28 protein-coding genes are annotated in these 24,702 nt (G+C 62.3%); 7 read left to right on the top strand and 21 right to left on the bottom strand.

What is annotated here, in order from left to right; translation table 11 throughout:
• Nucleotides 1–6: 6 nt before the first annotated feature.
• The 4 genes from rnr to dapE are packed head-to-tail and all read right to left on the bottom strand — an operon-like array spanning nt 7 to nt 4,468.
• On the bottom strand, nt 7–2,280 hold the full coding sequence (gene rnr, locus RA26_RS13780) for a ribonuclease R (RefSeq protein ID WP_039184388.1): 2,274 nt from the start codon (nt 2,278–2,280) through the stop codon (nt 7–9).
• A 51-nt stretch (nt 2,281–2,331) separates the two neighbouring features.
• Nucleotides 2,332–2,904 carry a TIGR04282 family arsenosugar biosynthesis glycosyltransferase gene (locus RA26_RS13775; RefSeq protein WP_039184387.1) on the bottom strand — a complete coding sequence of 191 codons (573 nt, stop codon included), beginning with the start codon at nt 2,902–2,904 and terminating at the stop codon, nt 2,332–2,334.
• On the bottom strand, nt 2,901–3,326 hold the full coding sequence (locus RA26_RS13770; RefSeq protein WP_039184386.1) for a GNAT family N-acetyltransferase: 426 nt from the start codon (nt 3,324–3,326) through the stop codon (nt 2,901–2,903). The genes RA26_RS13775 and RA26_RS13770 overlap by 4 nt, the downstream gene beginning before the upstream one ends.
• On the bottom strand, nt 3,323–4,468 hold the full coding sequence (gene dapE, locus RA26_RS13765; protein ID WP_039184385.1) for a succinyl-diaminopimelate desuccinylase: 1,146 nt from the start codon (nt 4,466–4,468) through the stop codon (nt 3,323–3,325). Before dapE ends, RA26_RS13770 begins: the two co-directional genes overlap by 4 nt.
• 318 nt (nt 4,469–4,786) lie before the next feature.
• On the opposite strand from dapE, the gene RA26_RS13760 reads away from it, so the two are divergent.
• On the top strand, nt 4,787–5,791 hold the full coding sequence (locus RA26_RS13760; RefSeq protein WP_446720178.1) for a transporter substrate-binding domain-containing protein: 1,005 nt from the start codon (nt 4,787–4,789) through the stop codon (nt 5,789–5,791).
• A 9-nt stretch (nt 5,792–5,800) separates the two neighbouring features.
• Here the strand turns inward: RA26_RS13760 and RA26_RS13755 are convergent, their stop codons facing one another.
• Nucleotides 5,801–6,148 (bottom strand): hypothetical protein, encoded by a 348-nt coding sequence (locus RA26_RS13755; RefSeq protein ID WP_029204715.1) that lies wholly within the window; start codon nt 6,146–6,148, stop codon nt 5,801–5,803.
• A gap of 145 nt (nt 6,149–6,293) precedes the next feature.
• Here RA26_RS13755 and RA26_RS13750 point away from each other — a divergent pair, with 145 nt between their 5' ends.
• On the top strand, nt 6,294–6,827 hold the full coding sequence (locus RA26_RS13750; RefSeq protein WP_039184382.1) for a HutD/Ves family protein: 534 nt from the start codon (nt 6,294–6,296) through the stop codon (nt 6,825–6,827).
• Here the strand turns inward: RA26_RS13750 and RA26_RS13745 are convergent.
• The 4 genes from RA26_RS13745 to RA26_RS13730 form a co-directional block, all read right to left on the bottom strand.
• Nucleotides 6,824–8,191 (bottom strand): formimidoylglutamate deiminase, encoded by a 1,368-nt coding sequence (locus RA26_RS13745; protein WP_039184381.1) that lies wholly within the window; start codon nt 8,189–8,191, stop codon nt 6,824–6,826. The two genes, RA26_RS13750 and RA26_RS13745, sit on opposite strands and share 4 nt — an antisense overlap.
• Nucleotides 8,192–8,344: 153 nt before the next feature.
• Nucleotides 8,345–9,172: a 2,3,4,5-tetrahydropyridine-2,6-dicarboxylate N-succinyltransferase gene (dapD, locus tag RA26_RS13740; RefSeq protein ID WP_039184380.1), complete on the bottom strand. Its 828-nt coding sequence runs from the start codon at nt 9,170–9,172 to the stop codon at nt 8,345–8,347.
• A 118-nt stretch (nt 9,173–9,290) separates the two neighbouring features.
• Nucleotides 9,291–9,890 (bottom strand): GntR family transcriptional regulator, encoded by a 600-nt coding sequence (locus tag RA26_RS13735; protein WP_039184379.1) that lies wholly within the window; start codon nt 9,888–9,890, stop codon nt 9,291–9,293.
• Between the two features lie 38 nt (nt 9,891–9,928).
• Nucleotides 9,929–10,849, bottom strand: a complete 921-nt coding sequence (locus tag RA26_RS13730) for a threonine/serine dehydratase (protein WP_039184378.1) — start codon at nt 10,847–10,849, stop codon at nt 9,929–9,931.
• A 148-nt stretch (nt 10,850–10,997) separates the two neighbouring features.
• On the opposite strand from RA26_RS13730, the gene RA26_RS13725 reads away from it, so the two are divergent.
• Nucleotides 10,998–11,846 carry an LOG family protein gene (locus RA26_RS13725; protein WP_039184377.1) on the top strand — a complete coding sequence of 283 codons (849 nt, stop codon included), beginning with the start codon at nt 10,998–11,000 and terminating at the stop codon, nt 11,844–11,846.
• A gap of 30 nt (nt 11,847–11,876) precedes the next feature.
• Here RA26_RS13725 and RA26_RS13720 read toward each other — a convergent pair whose 3' ends face one another.
• From RA26_RS13720 to RA26_RS13705, 4 genes are all read right to left on the bottom strand, one after another.
• On the bottom strand, nt 11,877–12,086 hold the full coding sequence (locus RA26_RS13720; RefSeq protein WP_039184375.1) for a hypothetical protein: 210 nt from the start codon (nt 12,084–12,086) through the stop codon (nt 11,877–11,879).
• Nucleotides 12,087–12,287: 201 nt separating this feature from the next.
• Nucleotides 12,288–13,475: a 23S rRNA (adenine(2503)-C(2))-methyltransferase RlmN gene (gene rlmN, locus RA26_RS13715; RefSeq protein WP_039184374.1), complete on the bottom strand. Its 1,188-nt coding sequence runs from the start codon at nt 13,473–13,475 to the stop codon at nt 12,288–12,290.
• A gap of 95 nt (nt 13,476–13,570) precedes the next feature.
• Nucleotides 13,571–13,954 carry a lysozyme inhibitor LprI family protein gene (locus RA26_RS13710; protein ID WP_039184373.1) on the bottom strand — a complete coding sequence of 128 codons (384 nt, stop codon included), beginning with the start codon at nt 13,952–13,954 and terminating at the stop codon, nt 13,571–13,573.
• 99 nt (nt 13,955–14,053) lie between these two features.
• On the bottom strand, nt 14,054–14,584 hold the full coding sequence (locus RA26_RS13705; RefSeq protein ID WP_039184371.1) for an invasion associated locus B family protein: 531 nt from the start codon (nt 14,582–14,584) through the stop codon (nt 14,054–14,056).
• A gap of 181 nt (nt 14,585–14,765) precedes the next feature.
• On the opposite strand from RA26_RS13705, the gene RA26_RS13700 reads away from it, so the two are divergent.
• A complete protein-coding gene (locus RA26_RS13700; RefSeq protein ID WP_039184370.1) occupies nt 14,766–15,764 on the top strand; it encodes an asparaginase in 999 nt (332 codons plus the stop codon).
• A gap of 35 nt (nt 15,765–15,799) precedes the next feature.
• Here RA26_RS13700 and RA26_RS13695 read toward each other — a convergent pair whose 3' ends face one another.
• The 6 genes from RA26_RS13695 to RA26_RS13670 all read right to left on the bottom strand — a co-directional run bounded on the left by RA26_RS13695 (nt 15,800) and on the right by RA26_RS13670 (nt 19,140).
• A complete protein-coding gene (locus RA26_RS13695; protein ID WP_039147683.1) occupies nt 15,800–16,120 on the bottom strand; it encodes a YciI family protein in 321 nt (106 codons plus the stop codon).
• Between the two features lie 29 nt (nt 16,121–16,149).
• Nucleotides 16,150–16,587 (bottom strand): SRPBCC family protein, encoded by a 438-nt coding sequence (locus RA26_RS13690; RefSeq protein ID WP_039184369.1) that lies wholly within the window; start codon nt 16,585–16,587, stop codon nt 16,150–16,152.
• On the bottom strand, nt 16,584–16,904 hold the full coding sequence (locus RA26_RS13685) for an ArsR/SmtB family transcription factor (RefSeq protein WP_039184368.1): 321 nt from the start codon (nt 16,902–16,904) through the stop codon (nt 16,584–16,586). The genes RA26_RS13690 and RA26_RS13685 overlap by 4 nt, the downstream gene beginning before the upstream one ends.
• Before the next feature lie 65 nt (nt 16,905–16,969).
• Nucleotides 16,970–17,728, bottom strand: a complete 759-nt coding sequence (locus RA26_RS13680; protein ID WP_039184367.1) for a TSUP family transporter — start codon at nt 17,726–17,728, stop codon at nt 16,970–16,972.
• A 7-nt stretch (nt 17,729–17,735) separates the two neighbouring features.
• Nucleotides 17,736–18,611, bottom strand: coding sequence for a phosphoserine phosphatase SerB (gene serB / locus RA26_RS13675; RefSeq protein WP_039184366.1), 876 nt, complete (start codon nt 18,609–18,611; stop codon nt 17,736–17,738).
• A 67-nt stretch (nt 18,612–18,678) separates the two neighbouring features.
• The gene (locus tag RA26_RS13670) at nt 18,679–19,140 is read right to left on the bottom strand and encodes a hypothetical protein (protein ID WP_039184365.1); all 462 of its coding nucleotides are present in this window, start codon (nt 19,138–19,140) and stop codon (nt 18,679–18,681) included.
• A gap of 220 nt (nt 19,141–19,360) precedes the next feature.
• On the opposite strand from RA26_RS13670, the gene RA26_RS13665 reads away from it, so the two are divergent.
• Together RA26_RS13665 and serA are read left to right on the top strand one after the other, a co-directional pair.
• Nucleotides 19,361–20,515, top strand: a complete 1,155-nt coding sequence (locus tag RA26_RS13665) for a phosphoserine transaminase (protein ID WP_039184363.1) — start codon at nt 19,361–19,363, stop codon at nt 20,513–20,515.
• Between the two features lie 63 nt (nt 20,516–20,578).
• Entirely contained in the window at nt 20,579–22,174 is a 1,596-nt protein-coding gene (gene serA / locus RA26_RS13660; protein ID WP_039184362.1) for a phosphoglycerate dehydrogenase, read from the top strand.
• Between the two features lie 56 nt (nt 22,175–22,230).
• Here the strand turns inward: serA and RA26_RS13655 are convergent, their stop codons facing one another.
• On the bottom strand, nt 22,231–22,623 hold the full coding sequence (locus RA26_RS13655) for a hypothetical protein (protein ID WP_039184360.1): 393 nt from the start codon (nt 22,621–22,623) through the stop codon (nt 22,231–22,233).
• 179 nt (nt 22,624–22,802) lie between these two features.
• Between RA26_RS13655 and RA26_RS13650 the strand changes: the two genes are divergently transcribed.
• Complete coding sequence (locus RA26_RS13650) at nt 22,803–23,531, top strand: metallophosphoesterase family protein (protein WP_039184635.1); 729 nt, start codon at nt 22,803–22,805, stop codon at nt 23,529–23,531.
• A gap of 134 nt (nt 23,532–23,665) precedes the next feature.
• Here RA26_RS13650 and tdh read toward each other — a convergent pair whose 3' ends face one another.
• Nucleotides 23,666–24,694, bottom strand: a complete 1,029-nt coding sequence (gene tdh / locus RA26_RS13645; protein ID WP_039184359.1) for an L-threonine 3-dehydrogenase — start codon at nt 24,692–24,694, stop codon at nt 23,666–23,668.
• Nucleotides 24,695–24,702: the final 8 nt, after the last annotated feature.

Below are 24,702 nucleotides of genomic sequence, written 5' to 3'. Positions count from 1 at the left end.
CAGACTCTATTTGCGCCGCTTGCGCTCCACTTTACGCTTCACCTTGGCAGCCTTGTGCTTGGACTTGGCCGCCTTCCGCTTCACTGTGCGTCCTGCCGGGCTGCGGCGGCCGCGCTGGCCTCCGCCAGCGGGCATCGGGACCTCTTCCAGCGCCAGCAGTTCCAGCTCCAGCCCGCCGGTGACAGGCGCCGCCTGGGTCAGCCGCACGGTTACCCGCTGACCTATGGCCAGGGTCATACCAGTGTCAGCTCCGGTCAGCGTTCCGGACTGAGCGTCAAAATGGAAGAACTCCCGCCCGATGGAGCGTACCGGCACCAAGCCGTCGGCGCCGGTCTCGTCCAGCTTCACAAAGGCGCCAAAGCGGGCAATGCCGCTGATCCGGCCTTCGAATTCATTGCCCACACGCTCACTGAGGTAGGAGGCCAAATAGCGGTCGGTGGTGTCCCGCTCCGCAATCATCGAGCGCCGCTCGGTGTCGGAAATATGGGTGGCAGTGTCTTCCAGCCGCTCGATCTGAGCCTCATCGAGCCCGTCATCCCCCCAGCCGTGCGAGGAGATCAGCGAGCGGTGCACGATCAGGTCAGCGTAACGGCGGATCGGCGAGGTGAAATGCGCGTAGTTTCTGAGCGCCAGGCCGAAATGCCCGAAGTTTTCCGGGTTGTAGTAGGCCTGCTGCATCGAGCGGAGTGTGGAGATGTTGATCAGCTCCGCGTCATCCGTTCCCGCGGCCTGGTTCAGCAGCGCATTCAGGTGCCGGGTCTGCAGAACCTGACCCTTGGCCAGGCTGAGGCCCGCTGCCTGCGCAGTTTCACGCAGGCTTTCCAGTTTCTCCTGTGCCGGTTCCTCGTGCACCCGGAACAACAGCGGCGAACGTTTTTTGATCAGCGTTTCGGCTGCGGCCACATTGGCGAGGATCATGAACTCCTCGATCAGCTTGTGCGCATCCAGCCGGTCGCGGAAGGCGACCGAGGTGACATTACCTTCGTCATCCAGCACGATCTTGCGTTCCGGCAGGTCCAGGTCCAGCGGCTCACGTGCGGCCCGGGCCTTTGTTAGAGCCTTGTATGCAGCAAACAAGGGTTTGATGACATCGTCCAGCAGCGGTGCGGTTCTGTCGTTTGCATTGCCGTCCTGCGCCTCTTGCACCTCGGCGTAGTTGAGCGAAGCGACAGACTGCATCAGCCCGCGCACGAATGTGTGGGCAATCTTGTTGCCCTCGGCGTCCACCTGCATCCGAACGGCGATACAGGCCCGCGGCACGCCTTCGTGCAAGGAGCACAGATCGCCAGACAGCCGGTCCGGCAGCATTGGCACCACCCGGTCGGGGAAATAGCTGGAGTTGCCGCGCTTCTTCGCCTCGCGGTCCAGTGCTGAACCTGGGCGCACGTAGGCAGCGACATCTGCAATCGCCACCCAGATCACATGACCGCCGGGGTTCTTCGGGTCATCATCGGCATGGGCATAGCAGGCGTCGTCATGGTCGCGCGCATCTGCAGGGTCAATGGTGACCAGCGGAAGTTCGCGCAGGTCCTCGCGGCCCTTCAGGCCCACGGGTTTGGCGGCATCAGCCTCTGCCATCACCGGATCGGGGAAATGGTCTGGAATGCCGTGCTGGTGTATGGCAATGAGCGACACGGCCTTGGGCGCCGTCGGGTCGCCCAGCCGTTCCACGACGCGCGCGCGCGGCAGGCCCATGCGGCCCTTGGGACCGGCCTGCTCGGCTTCGACCAGTTCGCCGTCCCGGGCACCATTGACGGCGTCTTGCGCCACCATCCACTCATTCGACGCCGCCTTGTCGATCGGCACGATCCGCCCGCCCTCGGATCCTTTGCGGAAGATACCCAGGACCCGCTTGGGGTTGGTTCCGATGCGGCGGATCAGGCGGGCCTCGTAATTGTGGTCCTGATCCGGAACCATCTGCAGCTTGGCCAGGATCTTGTCGCCCTCTCCCAGTGCCGGGTCCGAGGGTTTGGTCAGGATCAGAATAATGGGTTCCACACCCTCGCCGTGCCATTCCAATGGACGTCCGTACAGGTCGCCATCCTCATTCGGCGCCTTCACCTGCAGGACCGTTACCGGCGGCAGCTGGTCCGGGTCACGGTAGGTCTTCTTACGCTTCTGCAAATGCCCTTCGGCCTCCAGCTCCTTCAGGATGCGCTTGAGGTCGATGCGGTCGGCGCCTTTGATGCCAAAGGCCTTGGCAATGTCGCGCTTGGAGGTGTGGGTCGGGTTGGCGGAGATCCAGTCGAGGATTTCGGCCTTGGAGGGAATGCGGCTCATACTTCCCGCGTAACATGGCGCGGGGGCGGCGTCATGGTGAAAAGCGAAGCGTCAGCGCCGCGGCAGATCCGCGGCGGTGTCGACATCCTGCAGGGTATCGGTCAGCGCGATGCGCCAGCCAGGCAGAGTCTGCAGCGTGTCGGCCAGTGCATGTACACTGGACCAGCGGACATCCTCGAACATGTCTTGCGGCAGGCGGGACGGATATTTAGCGCCCGCTAACCAGTAACCCCCATCCGCTGCCGGGCCGAAGACTGCGTCGTGATTGCCGAGGGCCGAGAACGCACGAGAGATATGGCTGCGGGTAATGCCGGGAATGTCGGCACCGATCAGGCAGACATGGCCTGTCGCGGATTGAAGCATCCGCTTCATGCGTGCGCCCAGATCGCCTTGCCCTTGCGGCCAGCGCGGCAAATCAGCAGGCCAGACCTTGGAGCGCACTGCCAGGTCCGGCGCCACCGCCAGCACAATCTGCCAGCGCGGATCCCGCAGGGACAGGATCAGCCGGGCGGACTGATGGCGGAACCACCAGGTGGCCGGGATCACGCCGATATCGCGGCCCAGACGTGTCTTGACCCGTCCGGGGCGCGGTTCCTTGATCATGATGATCAGGGTGCGTTTCACGTGAAATCACGCACCATGTCCCGATGGTCGATGCCGGCATCGTCATAGACCGGGCCAAAGGCGATGAAGCCAAGCTTTTCATAGAACCCGAGCGCATGGATCTGCGCGCCAAGCTTGGCCTTGGTTACGCCGGGATGTGCCCGTGCGGTATCCACTGCAGCCTCAATCAGCTTGGCGCCAAGCCCGGTGCCGCGGGTAGAGGACAGCACGCAAACCCGGCCGATCTTGGCAGTGTTCCCATTGAACACAATCCGCGCCGTCCCAACCGGGACACTGTCCTGCAGCGCCAGAAGATGAGTGGCGGAGGCGTCCAGGTCGTCCTGCTCCTCCTCCACCGGCACACCTTGCTCCTCGACAAACACACGGTGGCGCAAGGCAAAGCATGTTTTGAGATCCTCGGTGACCGAGATGCTCAGGCTCATGCGAAATAGTCCTGCAGGATGCGGGTATAGATGGCTTTGAGCTGATGGATCTGGGCGACCTCGACCCGCTCATCCACCTGATGCATGGTCTTGCCAACCAGGCCGAATTCCACCACGGGGCAGTGGTTTTTCACAAAGCGTGCATCCGATGTGCCGCCGGTGGTCGACAGCTCAGGCTTGCGGCCGGTTTCTGCTTCGACCGCTTTTGAAACCAGATCAGAGAGCGCCCCGGGCGGGGTAATGAAGCTCTCTCCTGAGATCTTCACCTTCATCCCGATATCAACGCCGAATTCAGCAGCCACTTTGTCCGCCTCGCTTTGCAGCCAGTCTGAGAGGCCGGCACCTGTATGGGCGTCGTTGAAGCGGATGTTCACCGCAGAAGTCGCCTGCGCCGGTATTACATTGGTTGCGGCATTGCCGGTGTCGATGGTGACCACTGCCAGGGTGGAGGCATCGAAATGCTCGGTGCCCTTGTCCAGCTCATGGCTTGCCAGCCGGTCCATCAGCCGCGCCATTGCATTCAGCGGATTGTTGGCCCGGTGCGGATAGGCCGAATGCCCCTGCACACCGGTGACCGTAAACCAGGCGGTCATCGACCCCCGGCGGCCGATCTTGATCATCTCGCCCATCTCGTTGGGGCAAGTAGGCTCGCCCACAAGGCAGACAGACATCTGTTCGCCCGCATCTGCCATGTAGTCCAGAAGCGCGGTGGTTCCGTCGACGGCATCGCCTTCCTCGTCGCCGGTGATGGTCAGGATGATGGCGCCATCCGGCGGGGTGTCCTGCACGAGGTCCACAGCGGCCGCGGCAAAGGCGGCAACCCCGGACTTCATGTCGGTGGCGCCGCGGCCGTACATGAAGCCGTCCTTCTCCTCGGCTCCAAAGGGAGGCATTGTCCAGGCAGCTTCATCCCCCAGCGGCACCACATCGGTGTGGCCGTTGAAGCCAAAGGTTTTGGCGTGGCCTTTGGCGCCCCAGCGGGCAAACAGGTTGCTGACTTCGCCGCGGTCGGCGCGCGTACAGGTGAAACCAGCCTGGCTCAGCAGTTTTTCCAGCAGAACCAATGCGCCGCCCTCCTCAGGCGTGACCGACGGGCAGCGGATCAGGTCGGCGGTCAGGCGGGCGGGATCGGTTGGCGGCATCGTCTGGCTCCTCAGGTTCCTGTTGGCACAGGCCTAGCCCGGATCGCGGCGCAGCGCAATTCACAGCACAGGCAATGAAACTGGCAAGATCTCGACGGACAGCACCTCACCTGCAGCGGCGGCCAAACAGCTCAAAACTGCCGCTTCGGCTGCCTGCCGGACACAGTTCCGGCGGCAATTCTGCCTCTGTTGCCAAAGCGCTTGCTTGAAAAACGTGATCCGCCTAAGGACGTTGAAACTCTGTCAGAGGCCAAACCGAGCGTTTCCGTGCTGTACTCCCGCCTGATCACCGCTGCCCTTTTCATGCTTTGGGGGCAAATGCTCTCTGCGCAGGTTCTGACGGTCAACACCGTGACCCGCCCGCCGTTCTCCATGGTCGAAGAGGGTGGCGACACCGGATTTTCGCTGGAACTGTTCAAGATCCTGGCTGAGCGGCTGGATTTGGAGTACCGCATCAACCGCACCGGCAGTTTTGCAGAGATGCTGGACGGTGTCCGCAACGGCGAGGCGGATCTGGCAGCGGCCAATATCTCGATCACGGCCTCCCGTGAGATCCAGATGGATTTCAGCCATCCGATCTTCGAAAGCGGCCTTCAGATCATGGTGCAGGCCGATGATATCCGCGAGCCGTCTCTGTTGCGGGCGCTGCTGTCCTGGGACCTGGCCGCCGCCATCGGCATCGCCTTTCTGCTGCTGTTCGGGGGCGGCATGATGATGTGGGCGTTTGAACGCCGCGCCCAACCCTACTTCGACCGCCCGCTGAAGGAGGCTTGGTTTCCGTCTTTCTGGTGGGCATTGAACCTGGTGGTGAACGGCGGATTTGAGGAACGGGTGCCGCGCACGCCCATTGGCCGCATGTTCGGCGTTCTGCTGGTGATCTCCTCGCTCTTCATCGTCTCCATTTTTGTTGCCAAGATCACGGCAGTGATGACGGTGGAAGCCATCAGCGGCTCCGTGAACTCTGTTAATGACCTCTACGGCAGATCTGTCGGCACCATTGGCGGCTCCACCGCTGCGGGTTTCCTCGACCGGCGTGAGATCGATTATGCCGCCTTTGAAGGCCTGGAAGGTATGCTCGCCGCGTTTGAGGCGTCTGAGATCAAGGCGGTGGTCTTTGATGCGCCGGTGCTGAAATTCTACGAGCAGCAGGGCGGGCATAAGTACGGGCAGACCATCGGTCAGCCGTTTTTGCGCGAAAACTACGGGCTGGTCTTCCCGGCCGGATCACCGCTGGTAGAGGATGTGAATCAGGTGCTTCTGACGATGCAGGAGGACGGCAGCTATGACGCCCTATACCGCAAATGGTTCGGCAGTCAGAACTGACGTCTTCTGCTAGTGGAAAACCGGCTCTTCGCCGTCGAAGAATGGGGTCATCTGAGCGACAATCACTGCGTTTTCCTCCAGCGCCCGCTGCATCAGATCACGTTCTTCGTCCCCGATTTCATGGCCTTCGGCCTCGCGCTCTTCCAGGGTGCCATATCCGGTCACATCCAGCGGTGCGGTGTCGGCCTGTTTAAGGATCGCCACGGTTTCCCGCACCGCCTCAGCTTCATCAATGCCAGACGCATAGATCATCAGCGCAGCACCGGTGGCGCCATCGGGCAGGCCGTCTCCTTCCTTGCGTCCGATCTGGACAAGCAGGGTATAGACTTGCTGGCGGGAGGGTTTCTTCTTTTCCATGGCGCCGCCATAGCGCCGGGGCAGGGGGATGGTCAATCAAATTGCGCGGGCGGCACGGGCCGGGTGAGCGGGAAATGGAAACCTTGCAGTTCCAGGCATCCGGGTTTTATGCCTGTGCTGAAATACCCTCTGCAAGGATTCTGCAATGCGCTTCTCTGCCCTGACTGCCCAGCCTGTTCCGTGGAAGAACGGCGGCGGCGTGACCCGCGAACTGGCGTCTCATGCTGAAGGTGGAGAGCTGGTTTGGCGCCTGAGCTTGGCGGACATCACCCGGGACGGCCCGTTTTCCTCATTCCCGGGCCTCGCCCGTATCCATTGCGTCGTCGAAGGGGCCGGACACACCCTGTCGAATGAAACCGCACGGGTGGAAGCCCGGCCGCTCGATCCGCTGTGTTTTGATGGCGAAGCAGCGCTGGGCTGCCAGTTGCGCGATGGGCCCTGCAAGGCCTTCAATGTGATATATGATCCGGTACTGGTGACGGCAGAGCCCAGTATTCTCGCTGACGGCCCGGTGCCGGAGACCGAAGGGCTGCGCGTTCTGTTTGTGGTCTCAGGCGGCCTGGAGGCGGCAGGCACAGGCCGGCTTGGTCCGGGCGAAGGGGTTGTTACACAAGGCGCCGGCGCCGCGGTGGTCACCGGCGGCGGCACCGTTGTCCAAGTGCGGATATTGTGTGCTTAGAGACTGTTCAGCAGTTCCTTGATTGCTGTCTTGTAGCCTGCAACCACGCTGTCCCGTGCGATATGGCGGCCTTGCTGAACCACATGGCGGCCAGCGCTCCAGACATCCGTGACGATGTCATCGCCTGCCGCAAAGCAGAGACCGTCCAGCAGTTGTTCTGGTTTCAGTGCGCAAAGAGCCGGCACGCCACCGTCTATTGCCACCAGATCAGCCAGCGCGCCTTCCTCAATCCGCCCGGCATGGCGCCCGAGTGCCTGAGCGCCGCCTTTCGCCGCGCCCAAGTACAAGGTCTCTCCCACCGAGCCCTCACCTGGCACCAGTACATTGCGCGCCAGGTCCCGCAGGCGCTGGGAATACTCCAGCGTGCGCAACTCCTCCGGCAGCGATATCCGCACATTGGAGTCTGATCCGATCCCAAATGCGCCATCATGCGCCAGGTATTCGACCCCGTTGAACGGTCCGTCGCCCAGGTTGGCCTCGGTGATCGGGCAGAGACCCGCAACAGCACCGGATCGCGCCATTCCGATTGTCTCGGCGCTGGTCATATGAGTGGCGTGGATCAGACACCATTTGCCATCAACGGCTGTGTTTTCCAGCAGCCATTCAACAGGCCGCGCGCCCAGCCAGGCGCTGATGTCGGCCACTTCCTTGGGCTGCTCGGAGATGTGGATGTGCACCGGCAGCCCGTTCTGGATCTGCAGCACCTCGGCCAGATCCTCCGGGCATGTGGCGCGCAGCGAATGCGGTGCGATACCGACACATGCATCCTGGGGCAGGTCCCGCGCGGCAATGTCCCGGGCGCGTCCAACCAGTTCGGAAAACGCGCCAACCGAGTTGCCAAACCGCTGCTGCCCCCCGTTCAGAGCCTGTTTTTCGGCACCGCCGAAGGTGTAAAGCACCGGCAGATGAGTAAGGCCGATACCTGTCTGGCTGGCGGCAGCAAATACCCGCTCGCTCAGCTCTGTAACCGACGCAAAATGCGCACCGCCGGGTTGGTGGTGGACGTAGTGAAACTCGCCGACAGATGCGTAACCGGCCTCCAGCATCTCCATGAACACCAGCGCGGCAATGGCCTCGTACTGCTCAGGCGTGATGCGGTCCATAAAGCGGTACATCAGCTCGCGCCAAGTCCAGAAGCTGTCCTTACCGGCGGCTCGGTACTCGGTCATTCCGGCCATGGCACGCTGGAAACTGTGGGAGTGCAGATTACCCAGCGACGGCAGAAGCACGTCTGCCTGCGCGTCCCCAGCTTGCGGTTGGGCACCGGTTTCCACTGAGGCAATCCGGCCGTTGTCTACCGTCAGCCGGAGGTTTTCGGCCCATCCTTTGGGCAGGCGGGCGCGCTGGGCGAAAATGGTCTGCATCTGACTCTCTTATGTGTAGATGTAATATCATTAGCGCCATGTTTATTGCGCGGCAAGGGGTTTGCACTTAGGGGGCAAGCGGCCGGCCGCTGGAGACAAAAGAAAACGCGCCCCGCAAGAGGCGCGTTCTTTGCTTCAGACTTGCGTTGCGGGTCAGTCGCGCAGCAGCTCGTTGATGCCGGTCTTGGAGCGGGTCTTCTCATCAACGCGCTTCACGATCACCGCGCAGTAGAGGCTGACGTTGTTCTTAGACGGCATCGAACCTGCAACAACAACAGAGTAGGGTGGCACTTCGCCGTACATCACTTCGCCGGTCTCGCGGTCGACGATCTTGGTCGACTTGCCGATGAACACGCCCATACCCAGAACCGAGCCTTCGCGCACGATGCAGCCTTCGACTACCTCGGAACGGGCACCGATGAAGCAGTTGTCCTCGATGATGGTCGGGCCGGCCTGCATCGGCTCCAGCACGCCGCCGATGCCGACGCCGCCCGACAGGTGCACGTTCTTGCCAATCTGGGCGCAGGAGCCGACGGTGGCCCAGGTGTCCACCATGGTGCCTTCGTCGACATAGGCGCCGAGGTTCACGAAAGAGGGCATCAGCACCGCGCCGGGCGCGATGTAGGCGGATTTGCGGACCACGCAGTTCGGCACCGCGCGGAAGCCTGCGGATTTCCAGTCAGCTTCGCCCCAGCCGTTGAACTTGCTGTCGACCTTGTCCCACCAGCCGCCGGCCTGCGGGCCGCCTTCGTGGATTTCCATGTCCTTGATGCGGAAGCCCAGCAGCACGGCCTTCTTGGCCCACTGGTTCACATGCCAGTCGCCGTTCTCCAGTTTCTCGGCCACCCGCAGCTTGCCTGAGTCAAGCGCGTTCAGGGTGTCTTCGATCGCTTCACGCTGTTCGCCGGTGGTGGCGGGGGTGATGGTGTCGCGCGCCTCCCAGGCGGCTTCGATTGCTGCTTCCAGCTGGGCGTTGGACATGGATGTTCCTCCGGCATCGGTTAGATTCGGAGCTTCATACCGGCAAACTGCCCGCAGGTCATGTCCGGATTGCGTCCAAATTGCCGCCCCTGACGGCGTTTCGCCGGGTTCCAGCCGGTCAGCGCACCCGTCGCAGGTGGCGGCGCAGGATCTCGCAGGCTCCGGCAGCATCGCGCCGCGCCATCGCCTGGACAATGGCGGTGTGATCGGCGTCCACCCTGCGGCTCCATTGATGCTGCCAATTGGCGAACAGATGCCGGGCAGCGGCAATATGCAGATCGTCGATCGAGGCCAGCAGCCGCGGCATTGCGCAGGGTGTCAGTATCACCCGGTGAAAGGCGCGGTTCAGCCGTTCCCAGCTGGCCATGTCCTCGGCGGCATCGCAGGCCAGGCGGGCAGCGTTGGCGGCTTCGATGTCCTCGGCGGTTAGCCGGGGAAAGGCATGGGTCAGGGCCAGAACCTCCAGCGCCACCCGCATCTCTATCACTTCGCGGATCTCGGCGGGGTTCAATGCGCTGACCCGTGTGCCGCGCCGCGGTTCTGACACCGCCAGCCCGTGTGCCTCCAGCCGCAACAGCGCCTCGCGCACCGGCACATGGCTGGCTTCGAACTCGCGCGCGATATGATCCTGGCGCAGCTTTTCGCCTGCCGGAAGAGCACCGGTGATGATGCGCTCGCTCAGGCTCAGATAGATTGTATCGGCGATGGTTGCGGACATGTTATTGCGATAGGGCTGCCTGCGGATTGCTGCAAGGGTTATCCCAGCGGATCCGGTGCAATGTTGCCGCCGCAGATCAGCACTGCCACACGCTCTCCAGCGGCAGGACGGTAAGCGCCGCCCATAAGCGCCGCCAGCGCGGTGGCGCCTGCGGGCTCCACCAGGATCCGCCGTTCGCGCCAGAGCGCTGTCTGGGCCTGGGTGATAGCGTTGTCTGGCACGGTGAGGGATGTGACACCCTGCACCGCGGCCAGTTCAAAGCAGATGCTGCCGATGCGTTTTGCCCCTAGCGCGTTGGCTGCCACACCTGAGACCTCGACATCCATCGGCTGCCCGGCCGCAAGCGCTGCGTTCAGTGCACAGGAAGTCTCTGGCTCTACCGCGACGATTTTGCGCGCGCCTTGGAGCCAGGCCAACGCACCGCTGATCAACCCGCCGCCGCCTACTGCAATCAGCAGGGTATTGGCTTTCAGCCCCTGTGCCTGCCACTCGGCAAAACAGGTCCCTTGGCCCGCCACGGTGGCAGGCGCGTCATAGGCATGGACCTGCATGGCGCCAGTCTCTTGCTCGTATGCCTGCGCCATTTCCAGCGCATTGGCATAGGCGCCGGATACCACTTGCAGATCGGCGCCGGTGCGTTCGATCAGGGAAATCTTGGCGGGGCCTGCCATCTCGGGCACATAGATGCGCGCTTTATGGCCCAGCTGATGCGCGGCATGTGCAACGGCTGCCCCGTGATTTCCGCCGGATGCTGCAACCAGACCGGCGGCGGGCACCTCCTGGCTCAGCAGTGTGTTAAAGGCACCGCGGGCCTTGAAGCTGCCGGTGTGCTGCATGTGCTCCAGCTTCAGTTCAACCGGGTAGTCCAGCCCGAACCCGCAGGTCTGCATCACCGGGGTTTGCTGCACGTGAGGGCGGATGCGCTTTGCCGCCGCTTCGATTTCACCCTGCCAGTCCATGCGCATTCCTCCCTGCCTGCCTGGCCGGAACCTTAGCCGCGCCGGGACGGGGTGCAAGCGGAACGGCGCGTTTCCTGCTTTCTTGATTGGCGCTAACGGCCAAGGAGGGTTACAAAGGAAGTCCTGTTATTTCTTACCTGGATTGCCAATGACCGAAGATCGCCACAGCCGTTTCCGCGACGCACATTCCGACCGGGACCGGGCCGAACATGTGCCTGCCACGCCGCAGACCCAGGCGCCTGCCTACCGGCTGGCCTTTGCGGATGACGAGTTTTTGTGCCGGGATGAATTGCGCCCGGTGCGCCTGCAGCTGGAGCTGTTGAAGCCGGAGCTGATGCTGAACGAGCATGGCATCGAAAGCACCATCGTGATGTTCGGCGGCGCCCGCATTCCGGATCCTGCGCATAAGGACAAGGCACGCACCCAGACGCTGGCCGATCTGTCGCATTTCTACGATGAAGCGCGTGAGTTTGCCCGGTTGATGACCGAAAAGTCCAAGGAGAGCGGCGGCCGCCATAACGTCGTGGTCACGGGTGGCGGACCGGGTGTGATGGAGGCGGGCAACCGTGGCGCACAGGATGCCGGCGGCCATTCTGTCGGCCTGTCAATAGTGCTGCCGCATGAGCAGGCGCCCAACGGCTATGTGACGCCGGATCTCAGCTTCAACTTCCACTATTTTGCGATCCGCAAGATGCATTTCCTGATGCGGGCGCGGGCGATTACCGTTTTCCCGGGCGGCTTTGGCACCCTGGATGAGCTGTTCGAGAGCCTGACCTTGATCCAGACCGGCCGCATGGAGCGGGTGCCGTTCCTGCTGTTCGGCAAGGATTTCTGGAACAAGATCGTCAATTGGGAGGCGCTGGCCGATGCCGGCACCATTTCCGATCAGGATCTGGACCTGTTTCGTGTGGTCGACACCGCCCAGGAAGCGGTGGAGATCATTGAAAACTGGGAGCCCGCACCGCCGCGCGACAGCCTGCCGGGCCGCGAATGCTAAGACAGGGCAATCCGTCTGCTGCTGCCGGGTTCAGCTGAATTCCGGCGGCAGTTTCCCCAGGGCCGCACCTGTGGTCAGCCGGGTCAGAATCTGGGCGCCGCCTACGGTTTTCACCGCATAACCGTACCCGCGCAGGCGGAATTTCCATTCCCGCGGGCTCAGCGCTTTTTCGCGTTCGCTGCGCACCAGTTCCAGCACGCCAGCTTCGATCATGGCTGTATTCTGTTCCATCGGGGACATCCTCTGATTCCTTTTGAAATTGACTGTCCGCAATTTGGAAACTGTCTGCAGGAATCGGCGGAAATTGAGCTGGAATTGGGAAAAATTGGGGCGACGGAACCAGCGGGATGGGATTGGTCCCGCGCTGCGCAAACAAAAAAGGCCGCCCGCGGCGGCCTGATCTGAAGATTTACCGGCAAGCCGGCGGATAGCTGAGCCAGGTCATTTCATACCGGCTTCAGCCTCAATCTGCTTGCGGCTCTTGCGGGCGCGTTCGGTTGCCGATTTCAGCTGCCCGCAGGCGGCCATGATGTCATCGCCGCGGGTCTTGCGGATCGGCGAGGCATAGCCCGCCTGATAGATGATATTGGCAAAGGCCCGGATGCGGTTGTTGGAGGACCGTTTGTAGGGCGCGCCCGGCCATTCGTTGAAGGGGATCAGGTTGATCTTGGCCGGGATGTTGTAGCGCTTGATGTGGTCGAGCAGCCGGTGCGCGTCCTCGTCCGAGTCGTTCACCCCGTCCAGCATCACGTATTCAAAAGTGATCCGCTCAGAGTTGGATGCTTTCGGATAATCCGCCAGCGCCTGCAGCAGCTCGTCGATGTTCCAGCGCTTGTTGATCGGCACCAGCACGTCGCGGGTTTCGTTGGTGGTGGCATGGAATGAAATCGCCAGCAGGCAGCCGATTTCGTCGGCTGTCCGGGCGATTTCCGGCACCACGCCGGAGGTCGACAGGGTGATCCGGCGGCGGCTGAGAGAAATGCCTTCCGGATCCATCGCGATCTTCATCGCGTCGCGCACGTTGTCGAAGTTATAAAGCGGTTCACCCATGCCCATCAGCACGATGTTCGACAGCAGCCGCGTCTCATCCTTCGGTGCGCCCGGCACCGGCCATTCCTCCAGATCGTCACGCGCCATCATCACCTGGCCGACGATTTCAGCCGGGGTCAGGTTGCGCACCAGCTTCTGGGTGCCGGTGTGGCAGAAGGAGCAGGTCAGGGTGCAGCCCACCTGGGAGGAAATGCACAGGGTGCCGCGGTCATCCTCGGGGATGTAGACCACCTCGACCTCGTGACCGCCGTTGATCCGCACCAGATACTTGCGGGTGCCGTCGGTCGACACCTGCTTGCTCACCACTTCTGGGATGCGGATCTCAAACGTCTCCGCCAGCTGCGCGCGATAGGCCTTGGCCAGGTTGGTCATATCGCCAAAGTCGCGCTTGCCCCATTGATAGATCCACTGCCAGATCTGGCCGACCCGCATTTTGGCCTGCTTTTCCGGCGTTCCATGCTCGATCAGCACTTCGCGCATCCGCTCGCGGGTCAGGCCGACAAGATTGATCTTGCCGCCCTCGGGCTCCTTGCGGGGCAGGGTCATAACGTCCTGGGTGATCGGCGCGCTGGCGGTCATGGCAAAAGCCTCGGGTCATGGAGAGCGGATGCGGCTCTATATAGGATTTCGAACGGAGATCAAAAGGAATCCTGTGAAAATGCCGGCAGAGCCTGCTACCGGGCGTAGCGCATCAGCTCATCAACCCTGGCACGGCCAAGTGATGTCCAGCAGGAGCGGATTGCAATGCCTGTTCCTGATCCGCCGCCGTATGTTGCTCCGACAAAGGCGCAATGTTCCTCACGGTAGGCTTCCCAGGCCTTTTGCCCTGCCTCAAGCGCCGGAACCGCAACAACCCGTTCAGTGACGTTGTCCAGTTCTGCAGCGGCATCCAGCGCAAAACGCAAAGCCGTGGCCAATGCGGCTTCCACGCGCTCCTCGTCGTCGGCAACACATTCGCCGATTTCCACCTGAGAGCCGGCATCGCCGCACTCCATCGCGGGATCGGCAAATCCGGGTGTCGCCGCCAGCAAAAGAAAAGAAATAACGTAGCGCAGCATGGCTGGTACCTCCTGCCTCATTTTATGCGCCGCTCCGGTCTTAAACAAGAAAACCCCGGCGCTGGCCGGGGTTTGCCCTGTCTGCACATCTAGCGCGGCTTACTTGCTGCAGCGCTTTTCCGCGTCTTCCACCGCCGCGGTGAACCCCAGCAGAGAGAAGGTATCCTTGGTTTGGGTGCCCCGCGCCGACCGCGCGGTCAGCACCGCATCAGCACCGCGCTTCATGGCGGTAACGATCTTGGCATCATCCGCAGGGGTTGCCGGCCAGGCCCATTCGCCTTCGGTGAACAGCTCAAACTCGGAATCGCCGATTGCCATGTTTACGGTGGATCCCGGTGCAAACGGATAGCCGCCGGTAAAGCTCACCTCGCCCTTTGGCGCATCGCTGCTGCGGAAGGTGACAAACAGCTGGATCTCGCTGCGGCGCACCGCCACGACCCGGCCGTCGCGGGTGTTCACGGTCTCCTTCGGTGCGGAAACCCCCCAGCATTCGTTGGGGTCATTGCCCTCGAAAACGCTCCAATCGACCTTGGCCGCAACCCGGTTGTTCGACGTTTCCTGTGCAGTTGCGGTGGTTGCCAATGCTGCCAGACACAGGCCCGCAGCCACGCGGGCGAGTTTCAATGCCATTTGTCCCGACTCCAAGACTGTTCTTTCATACCTCAAAACCAAGCAAAGGGCCCGCAGCGTTCTTCCGCTGTCTGGTCCCGATCCCTTCGCTTGCGCTACACAAGCACACTAACGTAACTAGCACCACGGGCGAAAGTGCGTTTTGGCAGGATTTCGCCCAGAAAATATGAGGGGAGACATCATGCCGAATCCAGTGCCCATGGCCGAAGTCTGGCGCGGTCCGCTGCTGGAAAGCTTGCATCTGGGCCATGCCGTCATCTGTGACGACAGCGGCCAGGTGGTGCGCAGCTGGGGCGATCCGGACGCAGTCATCTATCCGCGCAGCTCCGCCAAGATGATCCAGGCGCTGCCGCTGATCACCTCCGGCGCCGCCGCGCGTTATGGTCTGAACCCGGAACAGCTGGCGCTGGCCTGCGCGTCGCACAACGGCGCGCATATCCATACCGACCGGGTCAACGCCTGGCTGGGCCAGCTGGGTATGACTGATGACGACTTCCGCTGCGGCCCGCAGCTGCCGGACGATATCCCCGCCCGCAATGAGCTGATCAAGACCGACAACAGCCCCTGCCAGGTGCACAACAACTGCTCCGGCAAGCACGCAGGCTTTTTGACCCTGAACCAGTACCTGGGCGGCAATGCCGAATACATCGAGGTGGACCATCCGGTGCAGCAGGCCTGCCTTGCGGCGTTTGAGGAAACCACCGGTCAGGACAGCCCTGGCTATGGCATCGACGGCTGCTCAGCGCCGAACTTTGCCACCACCGTTACTGGGTTGGCGCGCTCAATGGCCTGGTTTGCCAGCGCCGCGGACCGCTCCGACCGCGCGTCTGAGGCGGCGCAGCAGCTGGTTGCTGCAATGACAGCGCATCCCGATCTGGTGGCTGGCGAGACCCGCTGCTGCACCAACCTAATGCGGGCGATGGGCGGCAAGGTGGCGATCAAAACCGGGGCCGAGGCGGTGTTCATCGCCATCCTGCCGGAACAAAAATTGGGCGTGGCGCTGAAGATCTCCGATGGCAGCACCCGCGCCAGCGAATGCGCGATTGCGGCGCTGATGGTCAGCCTCGGCGTGCTGGATGCAGATCACCCGGAGACGGCCAAATACATGAACAAGATGCTCTACAGCCGCCGCGGGCTGGAATGCGGTTCCATCCGCCCCGCCGCCGAACTGCTGTTCTGAAAACAAATGCCCCGGTTCAGGACCGGGGCATTTTCTTACATTTCCATGTCGATGATTTCAGCGACTTCAACCGAGCCGCTGCCGTCTGCCACCATCGGGCAGCCCTTGGCCATCTCGCAGGCCGCGTCCTGATCAGCGGCTTCCACCACCGAATAGCCTGACAGCGGATTGGCGCCGCCATTGTCCACCACCCCGCCGGCGCTGACCGTCTTGGACATCCCAACCGGTGCACCCGGCACCTTCAGGGCATCGCCCATACCTCCCATCCAGTCCTTCCAGGCCTGCATGACCCTGGCGCCTTCTTCCTCGCTCTCCGGGGTCTTGCCGCCGTGATAGGCAAAAACGAACTGTGGCATTGGTCTACTCCCTTGGTGTTGTTGATGGATCAGGTCTTTGCGGCTAGCAGCGCCTCTAGTTTGCGCAGGGTTGAGGTCCAGCCGTCTTCGTGGCGCGCGGCAAACTCGTCATCGCCCAGATCCCGGTGGTCGACCACCAGCATGGCACCATCCCCGGTGGCTGCGACGGTCAGGGTCACATGGCTCTCATCGCCGCGGCTGCCGTCGTCGCCGTGCCAGGCCCAGGTGAAGCCAACGGATTTCGGCGCATCAACATGGGTCACCTGGCCGGAGACATGGAACCGCTGGCCGTCACTGTTCTGCATGACCGAGTACCAGGGGCCGGTGCGGCTCAGGTTCAGGTCATGTTCCGGAATGGTAACCCCTTCCGGCCCCCACCATTGCAGCAGCTTGTCCGGCGTAGTCACCCAGGCAAACAGTTTCTCCGGGCTGACCGGAAATGTGCGCTTCAGCTGCAGGTCGCTCATGCCTCGTCCTCCATCAGTGCCGCTTCCAGCCTGTTCAGGCTTCCTTCCCAGAAGGCACGGCGTGATTGGGTCCATTCAGCGATCATCCGCAGCCCTTCCGGGCGGGCGGAGTACAGCCGCTTGGTGCCCACGGCTCGCTGGGTCACAAGCCCGGCCTCGCGCAAGACCTTCAGATGACGCGAGACTGCGGGCGCAGAAATGCCTGCGCCGGGTGCCAGATCACCGGCGGGCAGTTCGCCCTCAGTAATCAGCTGATCCACGATCATCAGGCGGGTTTCGTCCGACAGCGCGGCAAAGGACTTCAGAATCGGTGTCATGCTATTTATTAGCATGTTTGTTAATTAATGGAAATGTTAAATATGATGTAAAGCCAGAGCCGGCCTTACATCATATCCCACAGCAGTTTGGCGGCGAGCGAGACAGAGGTTACAACCAGCAGCGGCTTGATCACCTTTGCCCCCTGCTTCTTGGCCAGCCCCGCACCCGCCCGCGCACCGGCAATCTGGGCGCAGCCCATCAGCAGGCCGGTGATCCACCACGGTGTCGCAAAGAAGGAAAACGCCAGCAGACCGCCTGCGTTAGAGGCGAAATTCAGCAGCTTGGTATGGGCGGTTGCACGCAGGATGCCGTAGCCCGCCAGCGACACAAAGGCGAGCATGTAGAAGCTGCCCGCCCCAGGTCCCAGCAGCCCGTCATAGGCCCCGCACAGCGGAACGATGAGCGCGGTGAACAGGGCAGGGGACAGGCGGCGGTGCCGGTCGAGATCATCCAGCCCCTTCTTCAGCGCAAAGAAAATGGCGATCCCGATCAGCAGCACCGGCAGGATAACCCGGATCCATTCGGTGGGCAGGTATGCCACCAGAAACGCACCCGCAACTGCCGCGGCAAAGGCGATCAGCGCTGGGCCGATCTGCGTCTTCAGGTCGACATGCCCGGCGCGCGCATAGGTGGCCGCCGCCGTCGCGGCACCAAACAATCCCTGGATCTTGTTGGTCGACAGCGCCGTCACCGGATTGGCCCCGGCCAGCAGCAGAACCGGCACTGTTATCAGCCCGCCGCCGCCTGCAATCGCGTCGATGAACCCGGCGGCAAACCCCGCCGCCAACAAGAGCAGCAGGGTCTCAATACCCACTTCCAGCATGCGATTATCAGTCCTTGAATTCGTCGTGGGCATAGCCCTGGATGTACAAGAGTGCCGTCAGGTCGCCGTGGTTGATGCGGATATCGCATTCCGCCGCGACAGAGGGCTTGGCATGCAGCGCCACGCCCGCGCCCGCGCGCTTCAGCATCCCCAGGTCATTGGCGCCGTCACCTACTGCAATCACATCCGCCTCAGCGATGCCCAGCCGCGCGCTGATCTGCTCCAGCGCCTCGACCTTGGCCTCCCGCCCCAGGATCGGCCGGCCCGCCTCGCCGGTCAGCTTGCCGTCCTCGGCCAGCAGCGTGTTTGCGCGGTTTTCGTCAAATCCCAGTACTTCTGAGACCCGCGCCGTGAACGCCGTGAAGCCGCCAGAAACCAAGGCCGCGTAGGCGCCATCCGCCTTCATCGTTGCCAGCAGCTGCTTGCCGCCGGGCATCAGCGTGATGCGCTCTTCCAGAACCTTGGCGATCACCGTTTCCGGCAGTCCCTTCAGCAGCCCGACCCGCTCAGTCAGCGCGCCCTCGAAATCCAGCTCGCCGTTCATAGCCCGCGCGGTGATGTCCTTCACCCGCGCGCCGACGCCTGCCTCCTCGGCCAGCTCATCAATGCACTCCTGCTGGATCATGGTCGAATCCATGTCCGCCAGAAGCATCTTCTTCCGGCGTCCGGCACTGGGTTGAATGACCAGATCCACGCCCATGCCCTGCAGATCTTTCCAGACGTCCCATCGGTTATCCGGCATCTGTTTCAGCGGAAACTCGGCTGCCACTCCCAGCGCCAGCCAGACCGCCTCATCACCGCCCCAGGCATTGCGCAGCGATTCGATCAGCGCGGGCTCCAGCACCGGGCTGGCGGGATTGCAAAGCAGCGTTGCAGTATACATGGGGCGTCTCCTTGGTTGACGCTGCTCCTAGCAGGACCGGAATCCGATAACCAGCCGGCTGCGGCAATCAGCAGCTATCGAGGAAACTGACCCGCACCGCTCCGTTCGGCCAATCCATCCCGGGTTTGGAGCCTTGGATAAGCTGCTGGCGGATCATGTGGTACTTCTGCGGTGTCAATGCTCCGGTCTGGATCATCGTTTGCTTGGCCCAGCAGTCTGCGGCCTTCTCACTGCCGGGTCCGTAGGTGCCCAGCGGGTGGGCAAGGGCATGGTGGGCGCATTCGTGATAGTAGAAAAATTCGACCGTGAACGGGTGCATGGACCCGGCTATCTGCGGATTCCAAAGAACAATGGGCATACCGTTCGGTGCTGTTCGGGCAATGGCGATGTCCGGCACCGACATATCGGGCAGATACGTCACGGGTAAGTTCTGGGCATTGAAACAGGGAGGGTAATTCTGCGCGTGGGCCCCCCGGCTGGACAGAAACATGCCGGCTACGGCCAGCAGCAAAACAAGTGCACGGATCATTCCAATATCCTCCAAACTATGTCACGGCGATTATTTTCTGAGTGGCGCAATTTAAACGTGTTAGCATGAAGTTTCCGATGGTGGAAATGCGTGTCGCAAAAAATGGATGAACAGCCGCATTTTCTCAAAATACCAGTTGCGTGCCGCGCTGCAGCACACTAGCTCTGATGGCGGGACACCCCTCCCCAACGAGGGGCGCTTATCTGGAAGGGTAGCATTTATGGCTATTGAACAACCTGCCGCGCGGCCGGCCAATCCGCGTTTTTCGTCTGGCCCCTGCGCCAAACCCCCTGTCTTTGATCTGAGCAAACTTGCAGGCGCCCCGCTGGGCCGCTCGCACCGCGCCGCGGTTGGCAAGGAGAAGCTGAAGGCTGCGATCGAAGGCACCCGCGAAATCCTGAACATTCCGGCCGATTACAAGATTGGCATTGTGCCCGCCTCCGACACCGGCGCGGTGGAAATGGCGATGTGGAACCTCCTCGGCGCCCGCGGCGTCGAGATGCTGGCCTGGGAAAGCTTCGGCTCCGGCTGGGTTACCGACGTTGTGAAGCAGCTGAAGCTCGACGCCACCGTCAAGACCGCTGACTACGGCCAGATCGTGGACCTCTCCACCGTCGATTTCGCCAATGACGTCGTCTTCACCTGGAACGGCACCACCTCCGGCGTGCGCGTCCCCAATGGCGACTGGATCCCGGCGGACCGCGAAGGCCTGACCATCTGCGACGCCACCTCCGCCGCCTTTGCGCAGTACCTGCCCTGGGACAAGCTGGATGTGACCACTTTCTCCTGGCAGAAGGTGCTGGGCGGCGAAGCGGCGCACGGCATGATCATTCTCAGCCCCCGCGCTGTCGAGCGTCTGGAGAGCTACACTCCCGCCTGGCCGCTGCCCAAGATCTTCCGCCTGACCAAGGGCGGCAAGCTGATCGACGGCATCTTCCAGGGCGCAACCATCAACACCCCTTCGATGCTGGCGGTGGAGGACTACCTGCTGGCGCTCGACTGGGCGCGTTCGGTGGGCGGTATGGAAGGCCTGCGCGAGCGCGCCTATGCCAACCTGGCCGCGGTGCAAAGCTTCGTCCAGGACAACCCCTGGATCGCCTTCCTGGCCGAGCAGCCGGAATACCGCTCCAACACATCAGTCTGCCTCAAGTTCTCCGACGAGCGCATCCAGGACGGCGCCGCCTTTGCCAAGGCCGTGGCCAAACGTCTGGAAGCTGAAGGCGCCGCTTACGACATTGGCGCCTACCGCGACGCGCCTCCGGGCCTGCGTATCTGGTGCGGCGGCACGGTGGAGGCTGCCGACGTGGCAGCCTTGATGCCCTGGATCAAATGGGCCTTCGAGGCCGAGATCGCCGCGCAGACCGAAGCGGCCTGAGCAACCTTAAAGGCGGGCGGCAGCGCCCGCCGTCCCAGCACAGACATTCTAAGGACCACAGTCATGGCTCCCAAAGTACTCATCTCCGACAAACTGTCCGAGGCCGCCGTCCAGATCTTCCGCGACCGCGGCATCGACGTCGACTTCCTGCCCGACGTGGGTAAGGACAAGGAAAAACTGGCCGAAATCATCGGCCAGTATGACGGCCTCGCCATCCGCTCCGCCACCAAGGTGACCGAGAAGATCCTCGAGAACGCCGATAACCTCAAGGTGATCGGCCGTGCCGGCATCGGCACCGACAACATCGACAAGGAAGCCGCCTCCAAGCGCGGCGTCATTGTGATGAACACCCCCTTCGGCAACATGATCACCACCGCCGAACACGCGATTGCAATGATGTTCGCGGTTGCCCGCCAGCTGCCGGAGGCCTCCGCCTCCACTCATGCCGGCAAATGGGAAAAGTCCAAGTTCATGGGGGTTGAGCTGACCGCCAAGACCCTGGGCGTAATCGGCGCGGGCAACATCGGCGGCATCGTCTGCGACCGCGCCCGCGGCCTCAAGATGAAGGTTGTGGCCTTTGACCCCTACTTGAGCCAAGAAAAGGCCGACAAGATGGGCGTCGAAAAGGTTGAGCTGGATGAGCTTCTGGCACGCGCCGACTTCATCACTCTGCACGTGCCGCTGACCGATCAGACCCGCAACATCCTGTCCAAAGAAAACCTGGCAAAGACCAAGAAGGGCGTGCGCATCATCAACTGCGCCCGCGGCGGCCTGGTGGACGAGGGCGCGCTGGCGGAATTGCTGACCTCCGGCCATGTGGCAGGCGCCGCTTTCGATGTGTTCTCGGTTGAGCCGGCCAAGGAAAACGCCCTGTTCGGCTTGCCGAACGTGGTCTGCACCCCGCACTTGGGTGCCGCTACAACCGAGGCGCAGGAAAACGTCGCCCTGCAGGTGGCAGAGCAGATGTCCAACTACCTGCTGACGGGCGCCGTCGAAAATGCGCTCAACATGCCCAGCGTGACGGCTGAGGAAGCCAAGGTCATGGGCCCCTGGATCAAGCTTGCCGATCACCTGGGCAGCTTTGTCGGCCAGATGACCGACGAGCCGCTGAAGGCGATCAACATCCTCTACGATGGTGTTGCGGCGGGCATGAACCTGGACGCGCTGAACTGTGCGGTGATCGCCGGCATCATGAAACGATCCAACCCTGAGGTGAACCTGGTCTCCGCGCCGGTCGTTGCCAAGGAGCGCGGGGTTCAGATTTCCACCACCAATCAGGACAAGTCCGGCTCATTTGACGGCTACATCAAGGTGACAGCGGTGACCTCCAAGCGCGAACGCTCGGTGGCTGGCACCGTGTTCTCCGACGGCAAGCCGCGGTTCATCCAGATCAAGGGCATCAACATCGAGGCGGATGTGGGCGCGCATATGCTCTACACCACCAACGAGGACGTGCCCGGCATCATCGGCACCCTGGGCCACACCATGGGCGATCACGGCGTCAACATCGCCAACTTCACCCTGGGCCGGTCCGAGGCCGGCGGCGAAGCCATTGCGCTTCTCTACGTGGATGACGAGGTTCCGGCAGAGGTGCGTGCGAAGCTGGCGGAAACCGGTCTGTTCAACCAGATCAAGCCGCTGCAGTTCGACGTCGCCTGACCTGTTCAGACAATCTCTTGCAGAAGCCCCCGCCATTGCTGCGGGGGCTTTTCATATTACCTCTGGTGCACGAATGCCGCCTTTTCCGGCCGACTGCGCAGGACAACAAAGCCGAACAGGAGCATCGACACCAGCGCCGCCAACGATCCGGCTTTTGCCAGCATGTCTGTTTGCTCCAGAATTGCCAGCGGAATACCTGGAACCAGCAGTGCCAGTGACAGCACTGTTGCAGCCAGATGCAACCGCGGCAGCGTGCCTTCACCGGCACCAGGCACCAGGAAATAGTAAAAGGCATAGATTGAGCAGCTGACCCATCCCAGCAGGTTCAGATGCCCGTGCGCTGGCGACAGCAGGTGATCTTGGCTTGCAGACATCTGGATCCCCCAAACCATACCGCCCAGGGCGCATACCACTGCAATCAGCATGAACGGCCGTGCGATTCCATTCATCGTTTGTCTCTCCCATGACGCGGTTCCGTTTCACCCATCACCGGAACTCCGCGGATTTCGAAGTGTCAGCCTAACATACTTCTCTGATTTTTTGGGAAATTCGGCTGCAAGGGTATTTCTGCGGGGTTGAGGTGCAAGGCCTGATCCGGCATCAAAACTGCAGCAGCAAAGGACAGGTGATGACTTCCCCGATCTACGCCATTGGCGATATTCACGGCCAGCTGGCGATGCTGGAACAGGCGCTGGCCTTGATCGAGGCGGACGGCGGCCCGCAGGCCCGCATCGTGTTCCTCGGCGACTACACAGATCGCGGCCCGGACAGCCGCGGCGTGATCGAACGGCTGACGCAGGGACAAGCCGCGGGCCGCAACTGGATCTGTCTAAAGGGCAACCACGACCGCATGTTCTCGATGTTTCTTGAGGGCTACCCGCGCAACGACGCCCGGCTGCTGGTCGGCTACCACTGGCTGCACGAACGCATCGGGGGCATTGAGACCCTGCAATCTTACGGCGTGGAGGTGGCGGAGGGCGACCGCATCTACCAGACCCACGCCCGCGCCCGTGCTGCGGTGCCGCAGGCGCATCTGGATTTCCTCGCAGGCCTCAAACCCTATCACCAGGAGGGGGAGCTGCTGTTTGCTCACGCAGGCATCCGCCCCGGCCTTCCGCTGGAAAGCCAAAGCGAGGACGATCTGATCTGGATCCGGCAGGAGTTCTTGAACGACGAACGCGCCCACCCCTGGCTGGTGGTGCATGGCCATACCCCGGCGAAACAGGCAGAGAACCGGGTAAACCGCATCAACCTCGACAGCGGTGCCGGTTACGGCCGCCCGCTTACTGCCGCGGTGTTTGAGGGCCGGGATTGCTGGCTGCTGACAGAAGCAGGCAGGGTGCCGCTGGAACCCTGATCTGCTTGTTCATCTTTCTGGAAATACTCTGGGGGTGAGGGTCGTCCAGGAAATGATCCGGGGGATCATTTCATTCCCGAACGGGCGAAGCCCAGCCAAAGGGCGCGAGGGGGCAAAGCCCCCTCAACGCAGCTCTACGTCCAGTCCAGCACAACCTTGCCGCTGGAGCCGGATTTCATTGCCGCAAAGCCGTCGGCAAAGTCATCAACCCCGAAGCGATGGGTGATCACCCGGCTCACATCCAGCCCGTTCTGCAGCATTGCGATCATCTTGTACCAGGTCTCGAACATCTCGCGCCCGTAGACGCCCTTGATGGTGATCGCCTTGAACACGATGCGCGACCAGTCGACCGGCGACTTGCCCGGCGGAATGCCCAACAGGGCAATCTTGCCGCCCATCACCAGCGCCTCCACCATCTGGTCCAGCGCGGCCTGCGAACCGGACATTTCCAGTCCAACGTCAAACCCCTGTTTCAGACCCAATTCGCGCACCACGTCCTGCAGGTCTTCCTGTGCCACGTTCACAGCACGCACCGCCGGCACCACATGTTCCGCCAGTGTCAGCCGGTCCGGGTTGATATCGGTGATCACCACATGCCGCGCGCCGGCATGTTTCGCCACCGCCGCTGCCATGATGCCGATGGGGCCCGCGCCGGTGATCAGCACGTCCTCCCCCAAGAGGTCAAAGCTCAGCGCCGTATGCACGGCATTGCCCAGCGGGTCGAGGATGGCGCCGATCTCATCCGGAATGTCATCCGGCAGCGGCACCACGTTGAAGGCAGGCAATTTCAGATACTGGGCAAAAGCCCCCTGCTCGTTCACCCCGATGCCGCGGGTGCCGGGGTCCAGGTGGAACTTGCCGGCCCGGCTCTGGCGCGAGTCTGTCTTGATCAGATGCCCCTCACCGGAGCAGCGCTGCCCCACCTCCAGATCGGTGACATTGCGGCCGATCTCGACGATCTCGCCCGCGAACTCATGGCCGGTGATCATCGGCACCGGCACGGTGTGCGCCGCCCATTCGTCCCAGTTCCAGATGTGAATATCGGTGCCGCAGATGCCGGTCTTCTTCACCTTGATCAGCACCTCGTCGGGGCCGATCTCCGGCACCGGCGCCTGCACCATCCACAGGCCCTCCCGCGGATGGCTTTTCGCCAGCGCCTTCATCGTGTTCG

The organism is Leisingera sp. ANG-M7, from assembly GCF_000813965.1.
Taxonomy (GTDB): Bacteria; Pseudomonadota; Alphaproteobacteria; order Rhodobacterales; family Rhodobacteraceae; genus Leisingera.
Note: the sequence above shows the minus strand (reverse complement) of the source record. Positions and strands in the feature narration are given on the sequence as shown.